Source organism: Actinophytocola xanthii, assembly GCF_001921205.1.
Taxonomy (GTDB): domain Bacteria; phylum Actinomycetota; class Actinomycetes; order Mycobacteriales; family Pseudonocardiaceae; genus Actinophytocola; species Actinophytocola xanthii.
Window position 1 is genome coordinate 1 of record NZ_MSIE01000061.1, and the last position, 20,767, is coordinate 20,767.

Below are 20,767 nucleotides of genomic sequence, written 5' to 3' on the forward strand. Positions count from 1 at the left end.
ACGACGTGACCCTTGATGTCCAGCCCGAGGATGTTCTCGGCCTTGGCACGAGCGTCGGCGGGGTCGTCGGCGAGCTTCACGCCGCCGGCCTTGCCCCGGCCGCCGGTCTTGACCTGGGCCTTGACCACCACGGTCTGACCGAGCTCCTCGGCGATGGCGTGGGCTTGGTCCGGCGTGTCGGCTACGGAGCCCGGCAGGACCGGAACGCCGTGGGCCCCAAAGAGGTCCTTCGCCTGGTACTCGTACAGATCCACTCGACGCTCTCCTGATCTACGGCTCGACGACCCGGTTCGGCACGACTGAAGACCCTAGCGACCTGCGTCGACACCCGTCGCACGGCATCCGGTGAGGTCGGTCACCGCTTCTCGTCGTGCTCCGGAGCCGGCCCTGCGGAGGCGATACCCGCCGCGACCAGCAGGGCGAGGCAGCAGGCGAGGGATAGCCAGGTGCCGGAACCGGCAGTGGCGTCCTGGGCACGATCACCGGTCAGGGGGAACTCCAGCGCGTGCACGCCGACGACCGCCGCGGCCCCGAGGAGCAGCGCGGCGGCCCGCGCCGGCCGGGCCATGGCGGCGATGACGCTGGCGGCGATCACGACGCACATGGCGATCAGCAGGCCCCAGGAGGCCAACCGGAACTCGGTCCAGATGCCCGGGGCGACGAAGTCCCGCGCGGTGAACATGGGCAGGCCGAAGGCGCCGACGCTGAACAGGATCGCGGCGGCGACCGGCGCGGCGACCGACGTGTGGACGGTCCGCTCGGTGAGGTCGACGTCGTCCCGCTCCGTGCTGCCGGCGACCGCGCCGCTGACCGCCGCGGCGGCGGCGAGCACGACGGCGACCGCGGCGAACCAGGCGCCGGCGCCGATGTGGATGTCGTCCCCGATCCCCGCCCCGGTGAAGGCGGCGTCGAGGGTGCTGGCGCCGACCAGGACGACGGCTCCGAGCGAGACGACGAACGCGGGGCGGACCGTGGCGGCCCAGCGGTGGTAGAGCAGGGCGGCGCCCAGCGAGCCGACGAGGATGCCGGCCGGGACGAGCGGGCGGTTCGCGTAGGTCTCGGGTGAGTCGAGCGCCTCGATCGTGACCTGCGGCCCGAACGCGCCGATGAGCGAGGCCACGCCGGTGAGCACGCCGAGCACACCCGTGACCAGGTGGACCCGCCCGGCTTCCAGCGTGAGCTCCGCCGTGCCGCGCTCCCGTTCCCGCCCCGCCCGCCCGCTGACGATGAGCCCGGTCAGCAGGACAAGCGAGATCAGCGCCAGGTAGGGGCCGGGCGCCGGTCGCAGCAGGTCCACGGTCAGCCCGGCGACGATCTGTGGCAGCGCGACGGCGGCGGTGGCGACCAGGACGCCGAGCAGCACCCCGGCCGACACGGCCGACCGGGCGGCACCGGCCGCGTACACGCATCCCCCGAGCACGGCCACGGCGATCAGCACGGTGCCGAGCCCGACCAGCGTGGAGGCGCCGATCATGTCGTCGTCGAGGAGGAAGGCGTTGTCGGACTGGAAGGGCGCCATGACCAGCCCGACGACCGCGATGGTGGCGAAGGCGAGCGCCCAGCCCAGCGCGCGGCGCCGCGAGCCGACCGAGGTGGTGCTCTCGTCGAGCTCCAGGGCGTACGGCGAGCCCGGTGCCGCCCCCGCGCGCCCGGCCGCGAGCACCCCCGCGACCGCCGCGGCGAGGTGCCCGGCGAGCAACAGCCAGAGCCCGGCCGCCGGCCGGAGGTCGGCGAGGGTGGTCGGCACGAGGAACTCGGGGCGGGCGGCGGACAGGCCGTCGCGCAGGAAGACGAGGTCGACCAGCGCACGGCCCGGCGCGAGCAGACCGGCCCCGGTGAGCACGGCAGCGCCGGTGAGCGCGCGCCCTCGCTGAACGAGGACGAGCGCGAGGACCGGCGCGGCGGCCGCGAGGAGGACGAGGAGCGGGGTGCTGGCGTAGCCCGCCGCCGGTGGATCCTCGACCACCCCCACGACCGGACCGACGATGAGGAGTCCGGCGCTGAGGAAGGCCAACCCGAGCGCGAGACGGAGGTGCCCGGGGGCGTCGCCCCAGCCGAGCCGCTCGACCTGGTCGCCCCGGTGGACGCTGCTGGCCGTGGCTTGCCGCCCATCCCCGAACGGGTCATGCGGCGATTGAGTCCGCGAAGTCATCGCGGAGCACGCTAGCAAGGTTGGGCGTCGCGCACCGTTCGTAGGCAGGTGACTGGGGGGTCGGGGCTGGTCACGGAGGGTTTGAGTGCTCCGGCGTCGCTTTGTGGGTGGGTGGCCGGCTGGCGGAGGCCCGACGGCGCCGGTCCGGCAGAGCCGCCTCGGGCGGAAGCCGACCGTGCGCGCGCTCCCGGGAGCCAGCGTTGGTGAGGCCTGGCGCGTGCTCCTGGTGCTGCCGCGGTCGCAGGAGGGGGCAGTCGAGCCGCGGCTGAGTGCCGGCGAGGCGACCACGCAGTGCGGGGCGCCAGGACGGCACCCGCAGCACGCGGAGGCAGCAGCGCGGTAGGCAGACCGCGAGCGGGGCCTCGGCGCGCCTGTAAGGGCGCTGGGGCAGCGCAGGGACAGAGGGCTGCGAAGGGCCGCCCGGGGGCCCGGCAGAGCAGCAGGGGTGGAGCCCCAGGGCAGAGCGGGACGAAATCGGCAGCAGGAGGGGCAGCGTTACCGGCGCTGAAGGCCCCCGCTGGCAGGTGGGCGACGCCCTGTCGGCGCCCTCGTCTCGGTCCTCCAGAGGTGGAGGGGCCGCGAAAGGGGCGCCGGGGAGTGGGGCACGAGGGCGGCGTAGGGGCTGGACGTGCGGTTATGGGTTTAGGGGTGGGTGGGGCGGGCACCCACACCGTGGAGCGACGCAGCGGTACCGGGTGAGGGCCGCTGCGGGGTTGGTTGCGTGCCCAACCCGTGTTGTGGATCACAGCAGCAAAGTAACCGGGTGTTGACTTTGCGTCATATCCCCTGGCTGGACCGCCGGTGTCGGAAACTTAGTTGACCGACACGAATGACGGATGTTGCCCGGACCGCTCCCCCTTCGTTATCGTCCCCCGGTCCGTTGTCACGGTCCGATCACGAATTGGACGGGGTCGGCAACTTGCCGGCCAACCGGGATCCCCCGCCCGGTGTCCACGGGCGGCTCGACCCCAACGAGTCGCGCGTTTCGGAGCGGACTCCCCGAAAGCGGAAGGGCAGGCCTTGTCTCGACATCGCTCCCCCGGCGATACCTGGGAGTGCACCGCGCTCGAAGCAGCTATGGCTGAGCGCACCGGCACCTCCCACCGAGTTCGTGGAACGCACAGGGTGGCTCCACCCTCGTCCGCGGTTCGGGGTCGGGTAGTCGTCGCCGCGGTCGCGATCGGCGCTTTCGCCGCCGCCACTGCAGGACAGACGCTCCAGGGTGGAAACACCTCCACCGACGTCCAGCCACTCGCGGACAGCAAGGACGCCTCGGCCGCCATCGGGATCGGCGGTAACGGGAACACCACCCGCGTCAGCAACACCGTCTCCTCCGCCGCGCCGGAGATCCTCACGATCGCCAAGACCTCGGCGGCCCCGCTCGAGGCGCAGAAGATCGCCGCTACCGACCAGATCGTGCGGCAGCGCGCCGCGCAGCTCGCGGCGATCGAGGCGGAGCGGAACCGGCCGAAGTTCGTCCGGCCCGCCCAAGGCCGCCTGACCTCGGGTTACGGCGCCCGGTGGGGCACCACCCACTACGGCCTCGACATCGCCAACAGCCTGGGCACCCCCATCGTCGCGGCCGCGGACGGCGTCGTGATCGAGGCCGGCCCGGCGTCCGGGTTCGGACTCTGGGTGCGCATCCAGCACTCGGACGGCACGATCACCGTCTACGGGCACATGGACAGCTTCTCCGTCTCCGAGGGCCAGGAGGTCAAGGCCGGCGAGCAGATCGCCCGGATCGGCAACCGCGGCTACTCCACCGGCCCGCACCTCCACTTCGAGGTCTGGGATGCGGACGGTCTCAAGCTCAACCCCGCGAACTGGCTCTCCGAGCACGGCGTCTACGTCTGACCCGACCCCGGCCCTACCCGCCCGGCGGCCGACGGGTGAAGTACGCGCTGGCCACCCGCCAGACGCCGCACATCCGTCGGCGCCCGCGTACGCACCCGGCGCATCGCCCGTCGGCGGGGTGGTGCAGCTCGAGCACAGCTCGCCAGGCCGCCACCAACCGTCGTGTCTCGCCGGCCAGCGATCGCTGGCCGGCGAGGTCGCGTGCTGCCAGTCGGTCGACCTTCTCCAGGTACCGGCCGACGCTCTCGGCGAGCACCCGGAACAACATCTCGTCCACACCTAGCCCCCCTTGTCCGGACCGTGGCGGTCCCTGTCGTGCTGGGTGTATTACACCGGGTCGCACCGACAATTTTCGCACACGTGTTCGAGGAGGGCCAGAGGGGATGATCTAGAGCTTGACCAGGGGGACGCTGCCGATCAGCATCAGGCGGATCGTGCCGGCGCTGCCGAAGTCGATCGTGGCCGTGGCGCGGGGGCCGGCCCCGTCGGTGGCCACCACGGTGCCGAGGCCGTACTTGTCGTGGTTGACCCGGTCGCCGACGTCCAGCGACAGTGCCGGGGTGTCCTTCCAGGCCCTGGCGGGCCCGAAGCCCGTGGACGAGCCACCCCGGGTACGGATGGCCTCCGAGCGGCGCGCGCCCCAGGTCGGCGCGCTCGGCGCCGAGCGCTCGGGCTGCAGGCGCCGCCAGTCGACCAGCTCGGCCGGGATCTCGTCCAGGAAACGCGATGGCGGGTTGGTCATCGGCTGTCCCCAGGCGGAGCGCACGATCGCCCGGGACAGGTACAGCCGCCGCTGTGCGCGGGTGATGCCCACGTAGGCGAGGCGGCGTTCCTCGGCCAGCTCGACCGGGTCGCCCAGCGCCCGCATGTGCGGGAACACGCCGTCCTCCCAACCCGTGCAGAACACCACCGGGTACTCCAGCCCCTTGGCCGTGTGCAGGGTCATCAGGGTGACGACACCCGAGCCGCCGCCCTCCTCGTCGTCGGGGATCTGGTCGGCGTCGGCCACCAGCGACACCCGCTCGAGGAACGCGGCCAGCGAGCCGGGCTCGATCGGGGGCGGCTCGGTGTCCGGGCCCGAGACGACCTCCTCGACGCCGTCCATGGCATGGGCGAACTCCCTGGCCACGGTCACCAGTTCGGTCAGGTTCTCCAGCCGGGTGCCGTCCTGGGGGTCGTCGCTGGCCTCGAGCTCGGCGCGGTAGCCGGTCCGCTCCAGCACCGCCTCGAGCACGTCGGCGACCTCCTGCCCCTCGTCGACCATGCCGCGCAGGCCGTCGACGAGCTCCACGAAGCCGGCTATCGCGTTGCGGGAACGGGCGTTGAGCATCGCGACCTTGTCCTCGACCGCGTCGCGCAGCGCGGCGCTGAACGAGATCCGCTCGCGGTCGGCGTGCGCGGACACGCAGGCCTCCGCCCGGGCGCCGATGCCCCGCTTGGGCACGTTGAGGATGCGCCGCAGGCTCACCGTGTCCTCGGGGTTGGCGAGTACGCGCAGGTAGGCGAGGGCGTCACGCACCTCGCGGCGCTCGTAGAACCGGACGCCGCCGACCACGCGGTAGGGCAGGCCGAGCCGGACGAAGATCTCCTCGAAGACCCGGGACTGGTTGTTCGTGCGGTAGAAGACCGCGACGTCGCCGTAGTGCAGGCCCTCGCCGGAGTCCATCAGCCGGTCGATCTCGCCGGCCACGAACGCTGCCTCGTCGTGGTCGTTGTCCCCGACGTAGCCGACGATCTTCTCGCCGTCCCCGAGCGCGGTCCACAGGCGCTTGTCGCGCCGGTTCGGGTTGCGGGAGATGACCGCGTTGGCCGCCGACAGGATCGTCTGCGTCGAGCGGTAGTTCTGCTCGAGCATGATCGTCGTGGCCTGCGGGTAGTCGCGCTCGAACTCGACGATGTTGCGGATCGTGGCGCCGCGGAAGGCGTAGATCGACTGGTCCGCGTCGCCGACCACGCAGAGCTCACCTGGCTCGATCCCGTTCTCGCCGGTCCCGACCAGCTCGCGGACCAGGGTGTACTGGGCGTGGTTGGTGTCCTGGTACTCGTCGACCAGCACGTGGCGGAACCGGCGGCGGTAGTACTCGGCGACGTCCGGGTGGCGCTGCAGCAGCTCGACCGTGCGCATGATCAGGTCGTCGAAGTCGAAGGCGTTGGCCAGCTCCAGCCGGCGCTGGTACTCGACGTAGACCTCGGCCGCGCGGCGCTCGAAGTCGTTGGCCGCGGCCTCCCTGGCGTCCTCCGGGACGACCAGCTCGTTCTTGAGGTTGGAGATGTGCGCCGCGAGCCCGCGCGCGGTGTACCGCTTGGGGTCGAGGTCGAGGTCCCGCGCGACCAGCGTGATCAGCCGCCGGGTGTCGTCGGCGTCGTAGACCGAGAAGCTCGACCGCATGCCCAGCGTCGTCGCCTCCCGGCGCAGCACCCGAACGCACATCGAGTGGAAGGTGGAGACCCACATCGCGTTGGCCCGCCGACCGACCAGCTCGACCACCCGCTCGCGCATCTCGGCGGCGGCCTTGTTGGTGAACGTGATCGCCATGATCTGGCCGGGGTGCACGTCCCGCTCGGCCAGCAGGTAGGCGATCCGTCTGGTGAGCACGCGGGTCTTGCCCGAGCCGGCGCCGGCGACCACGAGCAGCGGCGTGCCGGCATGCTGGACCGCCCGCCGTTGCTGGTCGTTGAGGTCGGCGAGCAGGTCGGCAGACCGCTTCCGGGGCTTGGCGGGAACCTGGGAGGGCAGTTCGAACAGAGCGCTCATCGTCTGACAACGGTACCGGCCCGCACCGACAGGACCGCGCGCGCCGAGCCGGGCGGGTGGACACGTGCCCGCAGTGGTGTCAGAATCCATCGCGTGCGAACCAGCCACGTGGAGTTTTTTTACGGGACCCGGACTCCGGCTCCCGTCGTGGCCTGACGCTCACCAAGACCACAACGAAGCCCCGGAGTCCTCGGACCCCGGGGCTTCGTCGCACTGGGGCCGCGGAACTCCCCAAGCTGGAGGGATCGAACAGCCATGCCCCAGAAGGCGGTGGAGGACACGGTGAACGACCAGGAGCAGCCGGTCGACGACTCGGACATCGACAAGCTCCGCGAGGAGATCGACTGGCTGGACGCGGAGATCCTGCGGTTGGTGAAGCGGCGGGTCCAGATCTCCAGGACCATCGGCGCGGCCCGGATGGCCGCCGGCGGCCCGCGGATCGTCTACAACCGCGAGATCGACGTTCTGGCGAGGTACCGCGACCTCGGTCCGGAGGGGCGCAAGCTCGCGATGGCCCTGCTCAACCTGGGCCGGGGCCCGCTGGGGCGCTGAACCGTTCCGCCCGGCCGCGCCCCGCACGGCCGGGCGGAAAATCAGGGATGTCACCCATCCCCGGCGTCGCCCGACGGGGGCACACTGGTGTCATGCTCAACCTGATCGCGGTCGTCATCGCCGTCGTGGCCGTCGTGGCCTCGCTGGCCCACGTCGGTTACCTGGCACTGCTGAACTCGGCCGCGACCAAGCGGGCGGGCGGAGCGCCGGTGGCACAGTACGTCCGGTCCCGCTGGCCGGTCGCGGGCGTCACCACCGCCGGTGCGCTGCTGGCCTGGGCGCTCACGAGCGGCAACGCGTTCGTCGACGTGCTGGCGATCCTGCTCGCGGCGGGCTCGGGCGGTGTCGCGACCAAGGCGCTGCAGTCCACCAAGGACCGCTACCGCTCGGATCAGTAGAGCGTTCCGGCCGACTTCACCCGCTCGCGCACCCGGCTGGAGCAGTCCCACCCACACGCCCGAACCGTCCGCAACGGCATACGCTGGCGACGTGACCACGGGCACCCCCAGGGCAGACGTACGCACGGCGCTGGTCGTGACCGCACATCCGGACGACGTCGACTTCGGTGCCGCCGGCACCGTCGCCTCGTGGACCGCAGCGGGGATCTCGGTGTCCTACTGCGTGTGCACCTCCGGCGAGGCCAGCGGCGACGCGGGCCGAGACGCGGCGGAGATGATCCGCGTGCGCCGGGCCGAGCAACGAGCGGCTGCCGAGCAGGTCGGGGTGCGCGACGTGATGTTCCTGGCTCACCCGGACGGGGCCGTGCTGCCCTCGCTGGACCTGCGCCGCGACATCACCCGGGTCATCCGCACGGTGCGTCCGGACCGGGTGCTCACCTGGTCTCCGGAGATCAACTGGAGCATGGTCGCCACGACCCACCCCGACCACCGGGCCGTGGGCGAGGCGACCTTCGCGGCCGTGTACCCGGACGCGCGCAACCCGCACGCCTTCCCGGAGCTGCTGGCCGCCGAGGGGCTCCAGCCGTGGACCGTGCGCGAGCTGTGGCTGGCCGACGGGCCGCGGGCGGCTCGTGACCACGCGGTGGACGTGACCGCGTACTTCGACAAGAAGATGGCGGCCCTGCACTCGCACGCCTCCCAGGTGGGGGCGAACACCACGTTGGACGACAACATCCGTGCCCATCTCGCCGAGACGGCCCGGCGGCACGGAATGGGCGAGGGCGCGCTCGCGGAGGACTTCCAGGTCGTCGACACCAGCTGAGCCGCACGGCCGGGGGCGGCCGCGGCATCGAAGTCGGGAGGGGGAGGGCTCACAGCCATGGGTGACGGGGGGTTGCCCGGCGGTACGTCGCGCGATGGCGGGCGTCCGCACGGGGGTTCTCGTGGTGCTGTTCCCGCCGGGACGGCCGGGCATGGCGACGCCGCGTCGCCGGCCTCGGGCCGGTCCGAGCCGCGGGTAGGGCTGCCGAACATCGCCCGGCCGGCGGTCCGGCCACGGGAAGGGCGTGGGTCCAGCGCCAACTCGGCCGACAGGAGCGGCGCGGCGGTAGCCGCCCCGCCGGCGAGGAACCCGTGCGGCCCGGTCGCCCGGACCGGTGAACCGTCCCCACCCGTCGTGCCGGCGCAGGGCGGGGACCCGCTGCTCGAGCCGTGGAGAGCCGAGCTGGACGCGCTGGAGAGCCCCTGGCCGGCAGGCCCGGTCGCCCTCGAGGGTGACCCGTTCGACCTGCCGCCGCCGCTGCCTCCGTCGCTGGTCGCCGGCCGGCTCGCCGAGCCGGGTTCTCGGCTCCGGCCCGCCGACGACGACACGGTCCCGCTCGCGCTGGTGCCGTTCCCGCGTCCGCCCGAGGACGTTCGGTACTCCCTGGAGACGCCCCCGCGCGGGCTGCGGAAGTTCGACCTGGGAACCGTTCCCGCCTCGGTCACGCCGCCAGCGACCTGGCGCAAGGCCGCCCTGTTCGCGGTCCTCACGTCGGCCGCCGTCGTGTGTGCGCTCACGGTCGCGGCGATCCGGTTCGTCGGCGGCCCGTCCTCGCGCGGGGGCATCGAGTCCCTGCCGGGTTTTCCGACGCGGCCGCTGGAGCTCGAGGAGCTGCCGGCGCACAGCTCCTCCGGGATCGGCGGCGGGAGCGGCGGCAGCAGCCGGGCCAGCAGCACGTCCGGCACGTCGACGGGCGGTGGCGCGACGAGCCAGGAGAAGGAGGCCGCCCCGTCGGCGGCGACGCCGACCGTCTCGGTGACGGTCACCGGGACCAGCACCACCAGCCGTCCCGCGACGGCGAGCTCGACCACGCCGCCGCACGCCACGCCGAGCAGGCCGGAGCGGATCACGGTCGGGCCCTCGCCGGTCACCCCGACCGACCCGAAGGCGATGGGCGACCGGACCGAGCAGTACTTCTCGCTGGTCACGGCGAACCCCTATGCCGCCTACCAGCTCTGCACGGGCGAACTCGCCAACTCGGGCCCGGACGCGATCCTGGCCCGGTACTCCGACGTCACCGACATCCAGGTCCTGCACATCACGATCAACCGGGGACAGGCCGTCACGCTGAACGTGCTGCGGCTGGTCCACGCGGACGGGTCGGTGACGATGGAGGTCCGGCAGCTGACCTTCACGCGCGGTCTCGACCCGAGGATCAGTGACGACACGATCACAGCGTGAAGCGAGATTACGCCAACCGGGTGAACCTCCGACCGCTCGCCGAACCGACCGGGTGATCCACTCCGAATCGCTGGCATCCGATGGAGCACGAGGAGTACCAGTTGGCCCTACCGCGACTCACGGAGGCCCTCACACTGTGGACCGTCTGACGACCGGGCGACGACACGTCCGCGCCGGGTCGATTCACGTCACCGAGCTGATCAACAAGCAGGTCCTGCGTGCCGACGACACCGTCGACGGCCCGCTCTCCCTCGACACGATCGGCGACCGGTTCGACCCGTCCACCGCCGTTCCCGCCTCCCGCCACCGCGCCGACTCCAAGGGCATGCAGCTGGCCAAGCTGACCAGCATCGGTGCGGCGACCCTCGTGCTGTGCGGGGCCGTCGTGATGGCGACGACGATCAGTCAGGAACGCGCCGAGGAGCGAGCCGCGCAACGTCCGACCCTCCACATCACCGGGGACCAGGCGCTGCTGCCTGACCAGCTCGACCGCTCCCTGTCCCCGGGCGAGCTCCCGGTGGCACCGCCTCCGGCAGCGGAGCCGGCGCAGGAGACCGAGCCGGGCCGGGGACCGCTACCCGAGCCGGGTACGCCGAACCCGGCACCGCCGAGCGAGTCGGTGCCCACACCCCTGGCCGCACCCGCGCCCGGACCGGCCCCCGGTTCCGCGCCGCCGGTGCCGCCACGGGTGTCGGACCTCGAGCTCGTCCGCGGGTTCTACGCGCTGCTGCCCAACGATCCCGGCAGCGCGTTCGACCTGCTCTCCCCGGACCTGTTGACCAGCACGTTCGAGGAGTTCCTCGACTCGTGGTCGACGGTGACCGAGGTCGAGGTGCAGGACCTGCACGAGCGCCAGGACGGCGTGCTCGCCGTGGTCCGGATGGCCCTCACCGACGGGGGCGCTCTCCGGGTGAAGCAGTTGCTCACCGTGGCCGACTCGCCCCGCCGTATCGTGGGTGCGCAGCTGCTGTCCGCGCAGCGCACCTGATCCAGTAACGTCTCGGTGCAACGCTCACGGTGTGGTCCGCATTCGTGTGCGCTGCGTGAACGCCTAGCCTGGTGCGGTCGGCGTAGGTGGGCACCGCCGTCTGGACGGGCGACGGAGGCAAGCCCGCGCCGGTCCCGGGAGGTTTCCGTGTCCTGCGGTCCAGGTAATCCCACACTCTCGGAGTCGGCATGACAACCGATCGCCTGCAGGCAGGGAGGACTCGTCGCGATGACCGATGAGGGTCGCCTGGTAGCCGGGCGCTACCGGCTCGTCCACCGCATCGGTACCGGTGCGATGGGCGTGGTCTGGCAGGCGCACGACGAGCGGTTGAACCGCACGGTCGCGGTGAAGAGGCTCCTGCTCCAGCCCGGCCTGCCGCCCGACGAGGCCCAGGAGGCCGTCGCGCGCTGCATGCGCGAGGGACGGATCGCCGCCAAGCTCCAGCACCCGAACGCCATCGCGGTCTTCGACGTCGTGGACGAGGACGGCGCCCCCTGCCTGGTCATGGAGTACCTGCCGTCCAAGAGCCTGGCGATGGTCATGGCCGAGCGCGGCCCGCTGTCCCCCCGTGAGGTCGCCTGGATCGGCGCGCAGTCGGCCGCCGCGCTGGCCGCCGCGCACGCCGCCGGCATCGTGCACCGGGACGTCAAGCCGGGCAACATCCTGATCGCCGACGACGGCACGGTGAAGATCACCGACTTCGGCATCTCCCGCGCGACCGACGACGTCACCGTGACCAAGACCGGGATGATCGCCGGCACGCCCGCGTACCTCGCTCCCGAGGCCGCGGTCGGCCAGGAGCCCAGCCCGGCCTCCGACGTGTTCTCCCTCGGCTCGACGCTCTACGCGGCGGTCGAGGGCGAGCCGCCGTTCGGCCTGACCGACAACACCCTCCAGCTGCTGCACGCGGTGGCCGCCGGGCGGATCAACCCCCCGCAGCAGTCCGGGCCGCTCACCGGGGTGCTGACCTGGCTGCTGGCCGCCGAGCCGGAGAACCGGCCGTCGACCGGGCGGGCCAGAGACCTGCTGTCGGCGGTCGCCGCGGGCGAGGTGCCCTCGCTGCCGAGGATGGCGCCTGCCTCGGACACCGGAACGCGGATGGTCGTGCCGAGCGCCGGCTACGACGACTACGACGACCGTTACGACAACCGGTACGACGACTACGACGACGCCGCGACCCAGATGGTCGGCGCCTCGGACCGGACCCGGTCGGTGCCGCGTCCCCGGCCCACCGCGCCGCCGCCGACGAACCGCTCCCGCAAGCCGCTGGTGTTCGCCGGGGTCGTGCTGGTCGCGATCCTGGCCGTGGGCATCTGGCTGCTGTCCAGCCGGGAGGAACCGCCGGCGACCGAGAAGGACCCCGGCCAGGTCACCAACGAGACGACCAGCCAGCCGACCACCACGACCGAGGTCACCTCGACCCAGTCCACCACGTCGAGGACACCGGCGGAGGAGGAGGTCGTCACCCGCGACGAGACGACGACCACCACCACCACGACCACCACCACGACCACGACGACCACCACCACCACGACGACGACCACGGTGCCGAGCGAGGAACCGAGTTCGCCGACCCCAGACGAGTCCACCCCGCCGGCAGATCCCACGGGAGCGCAAGGGTGATCTCGGCCGGGGTGCGAGTACTGGGGGGTTGCCGGTGACGGCGGAGGGGAGCATGGTCGCCGGGCGGTACCGGCTGAGCAGGAAGATCGGCGCCGGGGCCATGGGCATCGTGTGGCAGGCGCATGACGAGCGCCTGCACCGGACGGTCGCCATCAAGCAGATGCTGCTGGGGCCGGGCCTGACCGACGCGCAGGCCGAGGAGTCCCGGCGGCGCTCGATGCGCGAGGGGCGCATCGCCGCCCGCCTGGCCCACCCCAACGCGATCACGGTGTACGACGTCGCGGAGCACGAGGGTGACCCGTGGCTGATCATGGAGTACCTGCCGTCCAAGAGCCTGGCGACGGTGCTCTCCGAACGTGGGACCCTGCCGCCGGTGGAGGCGGCGCGGATCGGCGCGCAGGTCGCCTCGGCGCTGGTCGCGGCGCATGCCGCCGGGATCGTGCACCGGGACATCAAGCCGGCCAACGTGCTCCTCGGCGAGGACGGCACCGTCAAGATCACCGACTTCGGGATCTCCCGGGCGACCGGCGACGTGACGGTGACCGCGACCGGCATGCTCGCCGGCACGCCCGCCTACCTCGCCCCCGAGGTGGCCAAGGGTGAGGACCCGACACCGGCGGCGGACGTGTTCAGCCTGGGTTCGACGCTCTACACGGCTGTCGAGGGCCACTCGCCGTTCGGGCTGAGCGAGAACACGCTGGCGCTGCTGTACGCGGTGGCCGCCGGCAAGATCACCCCGCCCCGCCAGGCGGGCCCGCTGACCGCGCTGCTGATGCAGCTGCTGCGGGTCGAGCCGTCCGAACGCCCGTCGCTGATCGCCGCTCGGGACAGCCTGGCCGCCGTGGCCGAAGGGCGTCCGGCGCCCAACATCGCCGCGGCCACCGCGCCGACCGACCGGATCGCGGGCAACCGGCTGCCGCCCGGCCCGCCCCTCGGGCCGCCGACCCCGCAGGGCACGAGTCAGCCGCAGTGGGCGTCCAACGCGGACGCGACCCGGCTGGACGTGCATCCGTTCTCCGAGCCGGCACCGAGCGGGCCCGGTCCGGCCGTGCGCCGCGAGCCGCCGAGCGGCGGGCTCGGTCCCGGGTCGGGGCCGGTTCCCGTCACCCACCCGCCGGACCGCTCCCCGGGCAAGGACAACCGGTGGCGCTCGATCCTGCTCACCGTCCTCGCGATCGTGGCCGCCGCCCTGGTCGGCATCCTGGTGGCGAACCTGATCACCGGCGGCAACGGCGACAACGACAACAGCGGGCAGAACGACGCGGCGCAGAGCAGCACCCAGTCCCAGCCCGAGCAGGCTCCGCCGGGTACGCAGACCGAGGAGACCGAGCAGACCGAGGACACGGGCACCGCGGAGGAGGAGCCACCCGAGGAGCCCTCCGAGGAGACGCAGACCTCCGAGTCCGAGGCGCCCACCGGCGAGGAGTTCGGCCAGGCCGTTCTGGACTACTACGCCCTGCTGCCGGGTGATCCCGACGCTGCCTGGGCGCGGCTGACCGCCAACGCGCAGGCGAAGTCCAGAAACGGTCTGGAGGGCTACCGGCAGTTCTGGGGCACGATCGCCTCGGTCGAGGCGACCCTGATCAACACCGAGGGCAACCGGGTGGCGGCCACCCTGAACTACACCCGCAAGGACGGCACCCAGCCGAGCCCGGAGGCCTACTCCTTCGCCGTCATCGAGCAGGGCGGCCAGCTCATGATCGACAACTTCGCACGGACCAACTGACGGTCACCGCCGCCCCGCCGCCACCGCCTTCGCGGCGGTGGTGAGGGCGTCCAGCAGGCACCGGACCGCAGGTTGGTCGGCGACCGACTCGCGCACCGCCGCGTAGATCAGCCGCACCGGCTCCGGCCGCCTGACCCGGCGCACGACGACCCCTGGCCGGCGGTGCTCCACACCGAGCAGCGGGACGAGGCTCACCCCGAGCCCGGCGGCCACGAACCCCTGGGCGCAGGCGTAGCTCTCCGACTCCACGGCGAAGCCCGGGGTGAACCCGGCCGCGGCACAGGCGTCCAGCACGACCTGGACGCAGGGGCCGGGTGGCCACTCGTTGCCGACCCACGGCTCCTCCGCCAGCTCGGCCAGGTCGATCACCCGGCGCTCGGCCAGGGGGTGGGATCGCGGCAGCACCAGGCGGTACGGGTCGTCGAGGAGATGCACGATCCGGACGCCCGGCACCGACGGCGGATCGGCCGGCAGCACGCAGAGCGCCACGTCCGCGTCGCTCTGGGCGAGCTCGGGCGCGGGGCCCGGGTCGACCAGCTTGAGGTCGACGCGCACCCCCGGATGCTCGTCGCGCAGGGTGGCGAGCGCGGGCGGGACCAGCGCCTGTCCCGCCGTGACGAAGTAGCGCATGGACAGCCGCCCGGTGCGGCCCTCGCGCAGGTCGGCGAGGGCCAGCTCCGCCTCGGTGACCTTCTGGCCCACGATCTCGGCGTGCTCGGTCAGCAGGCGACCGGCCGCCGTGGGGCGGACGCCCCGACCCACCCGCTCCAGCAGCGGGGTGCGGGCCTGTCGTTCGAGCGCGGCCACCTGCTGGCTGACCGCGGAGGGGGTGTACCCGAGGTTGGTGGCGGCCGCCGTGATCGAACCGGTGGTGACGACCGCGCGGAGCACCTGCATGCGGCGTACGTCGAGCATGAGCACACCCTACAGCGCTCCTTAACGATTACTGTTCAACTTTTCACTTGTCCTGCCAGGTTGGGGCAGGCAACCTGGCGCTGTGCGAACGACTAGTGCTGGAACGCTGGCCCGGATGGGCCTCCTGGCGTTGTTCTGGGGTTCGAGCTTCCTGTGGATCAAGCTGGCCCTGGTCAGCTTCTCCCCCATGCAGATCACGCTGGTCCGCGCCGCGCTCGGGGCGACGGTGCTGATCGCGCTCTGCTATGGAATGGGCCACCGACTGCCCCGCGGGCGGCGGGTCTGGGGGCACCTGGCGGTCGCCGCGCTGTTCGGCAACGCCGTGCCCTTCGCTCTGTTCGCCTTCGGGGAGCAGACCGTCGACTCGGGCGTGGCCGGGGTGCTGAACTCGACGACCCCGCTCTGGGCCCTGCTGCTGGGCATCCTGCTCGGGGCCGAACGCGACCTGCGCCCGGTTCGGGTCGCCGGGCTCGTCGTCGGCTTCGCCGGCACTCTGCTGATCTTCGCGCCCTGGGAGTCGGGCGAGCTGACCAGCTGGGGAGCACTGGCCATGCTGGTGGCGGCGCTCTGTTACGCGATCAGCTTCAACTACATCGCCCGCTACCTGTCCGGCCGGGGCACCGCGCCGATCGTGCTGTCCGCGGCGCAGATCACCGCCGCGACCGGGCTGACCGCGCTGGCCATGCCGGTCGGCGGCCTGACGCCGGTACAGCTGCAGTGGTCCGCGGTGATCGCGGTGGCCATCCTGGGCGTGTTCGGCACGGGGTTCTCCTTCGTCCTCAACTACCGCCTCATCGCCGACGAGGGGCCGACCAACGCGGCGACGGTGGGGTACCTGCTGCCGGTGGTGTCGGTGCTGCTCGGCGCGCTCGCCCTGGACGAGGACCTCAACCCGAGAGTGGTCGCGGGCATGGTCGTCGTGCTCGTCGGGGTGGCGATGACCAGGATCCAGCGGCGGGTGCCGGCCCCCGTTCCCACCCCGGCCACCACGACCACGGCGGTCAGGAGCCGGGTCTGAGACCGGCGGCGAGGAGAACAGCGACCAGGACGCGCCCTCAGGGCCCGTCCTGGTCGTCGTCGACCCATTCGAGCAGGTCGCCGGGCTGGCAGTCGAGGACGCGGCACATGGCTTCCAGCGTGCTGAAGCGCACCGCCTTGGCGCGGCCGTTCTTCAGCACGGCCACGTTGGCCGGGGTGAGGCCGACCCGCTCGGCGAACTCGCCGACGCTCATCTTGCGCCTAGCCAACTGAACGTCGATGCGCACGATGATCGGCATCAGATCACCGCTTCCATGTCGGTGCGCAGCGCGGTGGCCTGCCGCAGCAGCGCCCGCAGCACCACGACCAGGAGCCCCACCACGGTGACCCCGGTCAGCACGAGGAACAGCAGCAGCGGCAGCCCGGGGTCCTCGGCGTTGAAGCCGACGAAGAGGAACACACCGACCAGCACGACCCAGCCGGCGGCGACCGCCCACACGATGGCGTCCACCCAGACGAGCGAAGCCTCGGTGAAGATGCGGTCCTTTTTGACCAACGTGAGCAGCTTCCAGATGGACACCACCACCACCTGGACGCACAGCACCCAGAACACCGCCACGGCGGTCGCCGGCCAGCGCAGGTAGGCCATGTCCGGCGACTCCCGGGCCATCGAGGCGAACTGGCCGGGCAGCGAGAAGGTCTGGAACATGACCAGAACGCCGAACAGCACGACGAGGAACACCCGGAGAGCGGCAACCGCGCGATCCGTACTCATAGATCGAGTATCAGGAGCAATCTATCGAAAGTCAATAGATTGCTGTTGAGCTTCGATGTGGGATCAGACCAAGCGGCGGTCCGAGGCCCAGCGGGAGAGCTCGTAGCGGTTGGACAGCTGGGTCTTGCGCAGGACGCTCGACACGTGGGTCTCGACGGTCTTCACCGAGATGAACAGCTCCGAGGCGATCTCCTTGTAGGCGTAACCGCGGGCGAGTAAACGCAGTACGTCCCGCTCCCGGGGGGTGAGCAGGTCCAGCTCGGGGTCGGAGATCGGGGCGGCGCCGGGCCGGTCGGCGAACGCGTCGAGCACGAAGCCGGCCAGCCGCGGGGAGAACACCGCGTCGCCCTCGGAGACGCGCACGACGGCGCGGACCAGCTCGTGGCTGGAGATCGTCTTGGTGACGTACCCGCGCGCGCCGGCGCGGATCACCGCGATCACGTCCTCGGCGGCGTCGGAGACCGACAGCGCGAGGAACACGGTCTCCGGGTTCTCCGGCCGGGCCCGGCGCAGCACCTCGGCCCCGCCGCCGTCGGGCATGTGCACGTCCAGCAGCACCACGTCCGGCTTGCGGTGTCCGATGCCGGCCACCGCCTCGCCGACCGTGCCGGCCTCGCCGACGACCTCGACCTCATCGGTGATGGATTCGAGCTCGGCGCGAACCCCCGCCCGAAACAGACCGTGGTCGTCCACCAGGAACACCCGTACCGGACGCTTCTCGCTGCTCACGCCATCTCCTCCTATGCGCCGGCGGTCACCCGGGGCATGTGCAGCTGGACCTCGGTGCCCTCACCGGGTGCCGTGCGCAGCCGCAGCTCGCCGCCGTTGCGCTCCATCCTGCCTCGAATCGAGTCCGCCAGGCCATGCCGGTCCCTGGGCACCGCCTTCGGGTCGAAGCCCTTCCCCCGGTCCCGCACGAAGATCATCACCTGGTCCGGCTCCACCTCGGCGTACACGCTCACCTCGGAGACCCCCGCGTGCTTGGCGGCGTTCACCACCGCCTCCCTGGCGGCGAACACCATCCCGGCCAGGCGCTCGTCGAGCTCGCAGTCGCCGACCACCACCTGCTGCACCTGGATCGCGAAGGTGTCCTCGACCTCACCGCACGCCTGCGAGAGCGCCTCGGCGAGCTTCACCGCCTCCCCGCGCTCGCCGTCACGGCTGGGTCGGCCGTAGCCAGCCGGGCCGTACAGCCAGCCCCGCAGCTGCCGCTCCTGGCCCCGGGCCAGCCGCAGCACCTCGCGTGGCGCGTCGGCCTGCTTCTGGATGAGCGCAAGCGTTTGCAGCACGGAGTCGTGCAGGTGAGCGGCGATTTCGGCCCGCTCCTCGGTCCGGATGCGCGCCGTGCGCTCCTCGCCGAGGTCCCGCACCAGCCGCAGCCAGAACGGCACGGTCAGCACCGCCACCCCGATCAGCGCCGCCAGCACCGACAGCAGCGCGAACTGCAGCTGGTCCAGGTCGACCCCGCGCACCATGAACAACGTCATCCCGGTGACCACCAGGGCCGCGCCGGACAGCACGCGGACGATCGCGCCGCGGCCGCCCTCGCCCAGCAGGAGCGAGGTCATGCCGGTGCGGGCCCGGCGCCGGGTCGACTCGTCGGCCTCCCGCCAGACCAGCGCGACACCGACGAGCGTGACCCCGATCCCCCCGGCGACCCAGCCGTCGACCGAGCCGGTGAGCGAACCGAACCCGATCGCGAGGCCGAACCCCAACGCCAGCAGCCCCCTGGCCTGCTGGCGCTCCTTGCGGGTGGTCTCCTTGGCCACCACACTCGGCTTCGCCTGCGGAACGAACACCCAGAGCAGTCCGTAGGCGAGCACACCGGCCCCGCCCGCGGCGGCCAGCAGCGAGAACGCGAGCCGCACCCAGAGGACCTTGACCTCGAGGTGGTCGGCCACACCCCCGGCGACGCCGGCGACCGCGCGCCCGGACCGCCGCCGCCGCATCTTCTCGGTGTCGTCGGCGGGGACGGCCGCCTTCTCCGCCACTCGCTCGATGTCCACGTTCACCGCCTGTAGAACCACCCGACCATGGTCACACGTAACCCGAGGCCGGTTCATCGGGGAAATACCCCGAACGCGCGACCGACTGGGCATCCGGGTCGAACTCAGGGGTCCTCCCCGATGTGCGGGACGCGCCGGCCGCGCATGCTCGTTATCGTGAGTGGGACAACCGGATCGACCCACGCCGGCCTGACCGGCGTCGAGGACATGGCTAAGGACTTCTGGGCGACGCGGCCGAGACGGCCGCGGCGTGGCCGAAAGATCGCCGGCGTGGCCGCCGGGATCGCCAGGCGCTACCGGCTCGACCCGACGCTGGTTCGCGTCGGGCTGGCCGTGGCGGCCGTCTACGGTGGTGCCGGCATCGTGCTCTACCTGCTGGGCTGGCTGTTCCTCCCTGAGGAGGACGACGAGGTGGCGCCGTTCGAGGCGTTGATCGGGCGCGGTCGCAGCTCCACCTCGTCGATGTTCACCATCGTTCTGTGCCTGGCGTTCATCCCGACGTTCAGCTGGTTCTTCGGGGGGTTCGTGCCCGGCTACCTGAGCGTGCTGGCCGCCGCCGGGGCGCTCTACCTGTTGCACCGGACCCGGGGCGGGCTCGGCGGGGCACCGGCCGAGCCGGCACCGATGGCGTCGATGCCGACCATGCCGACCGCGTCGATGCCCACGATGCCGACCATGCCCACGATGCCGACGGCACCGACGACGACCGCGCCGGTGACGCCGCCGGCACCCGAGACCCCGGTGACCGAGCCGACGGTGGCGACCTCGACCGGCTCCGCCGCCGGCGTCACCACCCCGCTGCCGCAGGACGAACCACGCGCCGACGAGGGCGTCGACCCCGAGCCGGAGCCGCGCACGAGCCCGCCCGCCTGGGACCCGCTCGGTGCCGCTCCGTTCGCCTGGGACCTGCCCGACCCCAACCCGACGCTGGACGACCAGGAGCCCGAGCCGCCGGCCCGCAAGCCCAGGTCCAGGATCGGACTGCTGACCGTCGGCGTCGCACTGCTCGCCGTCGCCGGCATGTCGGTCGCGGGCATGGGCGGCTGGATCACCCCGCAACACATCGTCGGCGTGGTGCTGGCCGTGCTGGGTCTTGGCATGGTGGGCGGCGCGTTCGTCCGCGGCGGCCGCGGCCTGATCGGCCTGGCCGTGCCGCTGGCGGTGGTCGGAATCGGGATGACCGTGGTCACGCCCAACGGCGCGAAGGGAATCGGCGAACTCACCAGCACCCCGACCACGATCAAGAGCGTGGCGGGTGAGTACAGCCGCTCGATCGGCTCGATCACCCTGGACCTGACCCAGCTGCCCGCCACCGGCGAGGTGGACACCCAGGTCGACCTCGGTATGGGCGACGTGACGGTGATCGTCCCGGAGAACGCGGACCTCAAGCTCACCATCGACAACGGCCTGGGCTCGGCGAGCTACGGCGTCGAATCGTGGGACAACGTGGGTAGGAACGGTCCGCGCGAGTTCGTCGACAACGGGCCGGACGGCCCGGGTGGCCTCGACGTGGACCTGAGGATCGATGCTCGGATCGGCAGCGTGGAGGTGCACCGTGGCTGAGCGAAACGACTCCGCCCAGACGGAGACCCGCCGGCGGCGGCCGGACCTGTTCACGCTGATCGCCGGGTTGGCGACGCTGTTCGTGTCGAGCTTCGTGCTCACCGACGGCACGGTCTGGTGGCCGAGGATCGACGGCCGCTGGCTGGTCACCGGCGGGGCGGTGCTGGTCGGCGTGCTCCTGCTGGCCTCGTCCCTGCGCGGAGGCCGCCGCAAACGCTGACCACGCGACCCACTCACCCCCGGGGTGGTCTCCGACAG

At 72.2% G+C, this 20,767-nt stretch carries 20 protein-coding genes; 11 read left to right on the plus strand and 9 right to left on the minus strand.

The annotated features are described in order from the left end of the window. Positions 1–254, minus strand: a 254-nt coding sequence (locus BU204_RS29080) for an ATP-grasp domain-containing protein (protein ID WP_198943032.1), incomplete at its 3' end; no start/stop codon positions are given. Between the two features lie 101 nt (positions 255–355). Continuing rightward, positions 356–2,152 carry a hypothetical protein gene (locus BU204_RS29085; protein ID WP_143229829.1) on the minus strand — a complete coding sequence of 599 codons (1,797 nt, stop codon included), beginning with the start codon at positions 2,150–2,152 and terminating at the stop codon, positions 356–358. Between the two features lie 1,125 nt (positions 2,153–3,277). Here BU204_RS29085 and BU204_RS29090 point away from each other — a divergent pair. Then, complete coding sequence (locus tag BU204_RS29090) at positions 3,278–4,006, plus strand: M23 family metallopeptidase (protein WP_233160731.1); 729 nt, start codon at positions 3,278–3,280, stop codon at positions 4,004–4,006. 13 nt (positions 4,007–4,019) lie between these two features. On the opposite strand, the gene BU204_RS29095 is transcribed toward BU204_RS29090, so the two are convergent. Both BU204_RS29095 and pcrA read right to left on the minus strand, forming a co-directional pair. Continuing rightward, entirely contained in the window at positions 4,020–4,283 is a 264-nt protein-coding gene (locus tag BU204_RS29095) for a hypothetical protein (RefSeq protein ID WP_143229830.1), read from the minus strand. Between the two features lie 111 nt (positions 4,284–4,394). Beyond that, a complete protein-coding gene (gene pcrA / locus BU204_RS29100; RefSeq protein ID WP_075128978.1) occupies positions 4,395–6,761 on the minus strand; it encodes a DNA helicase PcrA in 2,367 nt (788 codons plus the stop codon). 255 nt (positions 6,762–7,016) lie between these two features. Between pcrA and BU204_RS29105 the strand changes: the two genes are divergently transcribed. The 7 genes from BU204_RS29105 (at position 7,017) to BU204_RS29135 (ending at position 14,272) form a co-directional block, all read left to right on the plus strand. After that, positions 7,017–7,313 (plus strand): chorismate mutase, encoded by a 297-nt coding sequence (locus BU204_RS29105; protein ID WP_075128979.1) that lies wholly within the window; start codon positions 7,017–7,019, stop codon positions 7,311–7,313. A gap of 92 nt (positions 7,314–7,405) precedes the next feature. Next, a complete protein-coding gene (locus tag BU204_RS29110) occupies positions 7,406–7,711 on the plus strand; it encodes a hypothetical protein (RefSeq protein ID WP_075128980.1) in 306 nt (101 codons plus the stop codon). 91 nt (positions 7,712–7,802) lie between these two features. Then, the gene (locus BU204_RS29115; protein ID WP_075128981.1) at positions 7,803–8,534 is read left to right on the plus strand and encodes a PIG-L deacetylase family protein; all 732 of its coding nucleotides are present in this window, start codon (positions 7,803–7,805) and stop codon (positions 8,532–8,534) included. 354 nt (positions 8,535–8,888) lie between these two features. Then, the gene (locus BU204_RS29120; protein WP_075128982.1) at positions 8,889–9,935 is read left to right on the plus strand and encodes a hypothetical protein; all 1,047 of its coding nucleotides are present in this window, start codon (positions 8,889–8,891) and stop codon (positions 9,933–9,935) included. A 136-nt stretch (positions 9,936–10,071) separates the two neighbouring features. Then, positions 10,072–10,923, plus strand: a complete 852-nt coding sequence (locus tag BU204_RS29125) for a hypothetical protein (protein WP_075128983.1) — start codon at positions 10,072–10,074, stop codon at positions 10,921–10,923. A gap of 228 nt (positions 10,924–11,151) precedes the next feature. Beyond that, on the plus strand, positions 11,152–12,546 hold the full coding sequence (locus tag BU204_RS29130) for a serine/threonine-protein kinase (protein WP_075128984.1): 1,395 nt from the start codon (positions 11,152–11,154) through the stop codon (positions 12,544–12,546). Positions 12,547–12,598: 52 nt separating this feature from the next. Beyond that, positions 12,599–14,272 (plus strand): serine/threonine-protein kinase, encoded by a 1,674-nt coding sequence (locus BU204_RS29135; RefSeq protein ID WP_456297888.1) that lies wholly within the window; start codon positions 12,599–12,601, stop codon positions 14,270–14,272. A 3-nt stretch (positions 14,273–14,275) separates the two neighbouring features. On the opposite strand, the gene BU204_RS29140 is transcribed toward BU204_RS29135, so the two are convergent. Continuing rightward, on the minus strand, positions 14,276–15,187 hold the full coding sequence (locus tag BU204_RS29140) for a LysR family transcriptional regulator (RefSeq protein WP_075129025.1): 912 nt from the start codon (positions 15,185–15,187) through the stop codon (positions 14,276–14,278). Between the two features lie 115 nt (positions 15,188–15,302). On the opposite strand from BU204_RS29140, the gene BU204_RS29145 reads away from it, so the two are divergent. Beyond that, positions 15,303–16,205 (plus strand): DMT family transporter, encoded by a 903-nt coding sequence (locus BU204_RS29145; RefSeq protein WP_075128986.1) that lies wholly within the window; start codon positions 15,303–15,305, stop codon positions 16,203–16,205. 37 nt (positions 16,206–16,242) lie between these two features. Here the strand turns inward: BU204_RS29145 and BU204_RS29150 are convergent, their stop codons facing one another. From BU204_RS29150 to BU204_RS29165, 4 genes are all read right to left on the minus strand, one after another. Continuing rightward, positions 16,243–16,464, minus strand: coding sequence for a helix-turn-helix domain-containing protein (locus BU204_RS29150; RefSeq protein WP_075128987.1), 222 nt, complete (start codon positions 16,462–16,464; stop codon positions 16,243–16,245). Further along, a complete protein-coding gene (locus tag BU204_RS29155; protein ID WP_075128988.1) occupies positions 16,464–16,940 on the minus strand; it encodes a DUF2975 domain-containing protein in 477 nt (158 codons plus the stop codon). Before BU204_RS29155 ends, BU204_RS29150 begins: the two co-directional genes overlap by 1 nt. 63 nt (positions 16,941–17,003) lie before the next feature. Then, entirely contained in the window at positions 17,004–17,669 is a 666-nt protein-coding gene (locus BU204_RS29160; protein ID WP_075128989.1) for a response regulator, read from the minus strand. 11 nt (positions 17,670–17,680) lie between these two features. Continuing rightward, the gene (locus tag BU204_RS29165; RefSeq protein WP_075128990.1) at positions 17,681–18,967 is read right to left on the minus strand and encodes a PspC domain-containing protein; all 1,287 of its coding nucleotides are present in this window, start codon (positions 18,965–18,967) and stop codon (positions 17,681–17,683) included. 135 nt (positions 18,968–19,102) lie between these two features. Between BU204_RS29165 and BU204_RS29170 the strand changes: the two genes are divergently transcribed. Further along, positions 19,103–20,509, plus strand: a complete 1,407-nt coding sequence (locus BU204_RS29170) for a PspC domain-containing protein (protein ID WP_158073528.1) — start codon at positions 19,103–19,105, stop codon at positions 20,507–20,509. Continuing rightward, positions 20,502–20,729 carry a hypothetical protein gene (locus BU204_RS29175; protein ID WP_075128992.1) on the plus strand — a complete coding sequence of 76 codons (228 nt, stop codon included), beginning with the start codon at positions 20,502–20,504 and terminating at the stop codon, positions 20,727–20,729. Before BU204_RS29170 ends, BU204_RS29175 begins: the two co-directional genes overlap by 8 nt. The last annotated feature ends 38 nt before the right edge of the window (positions 20,730–20,767 follow it).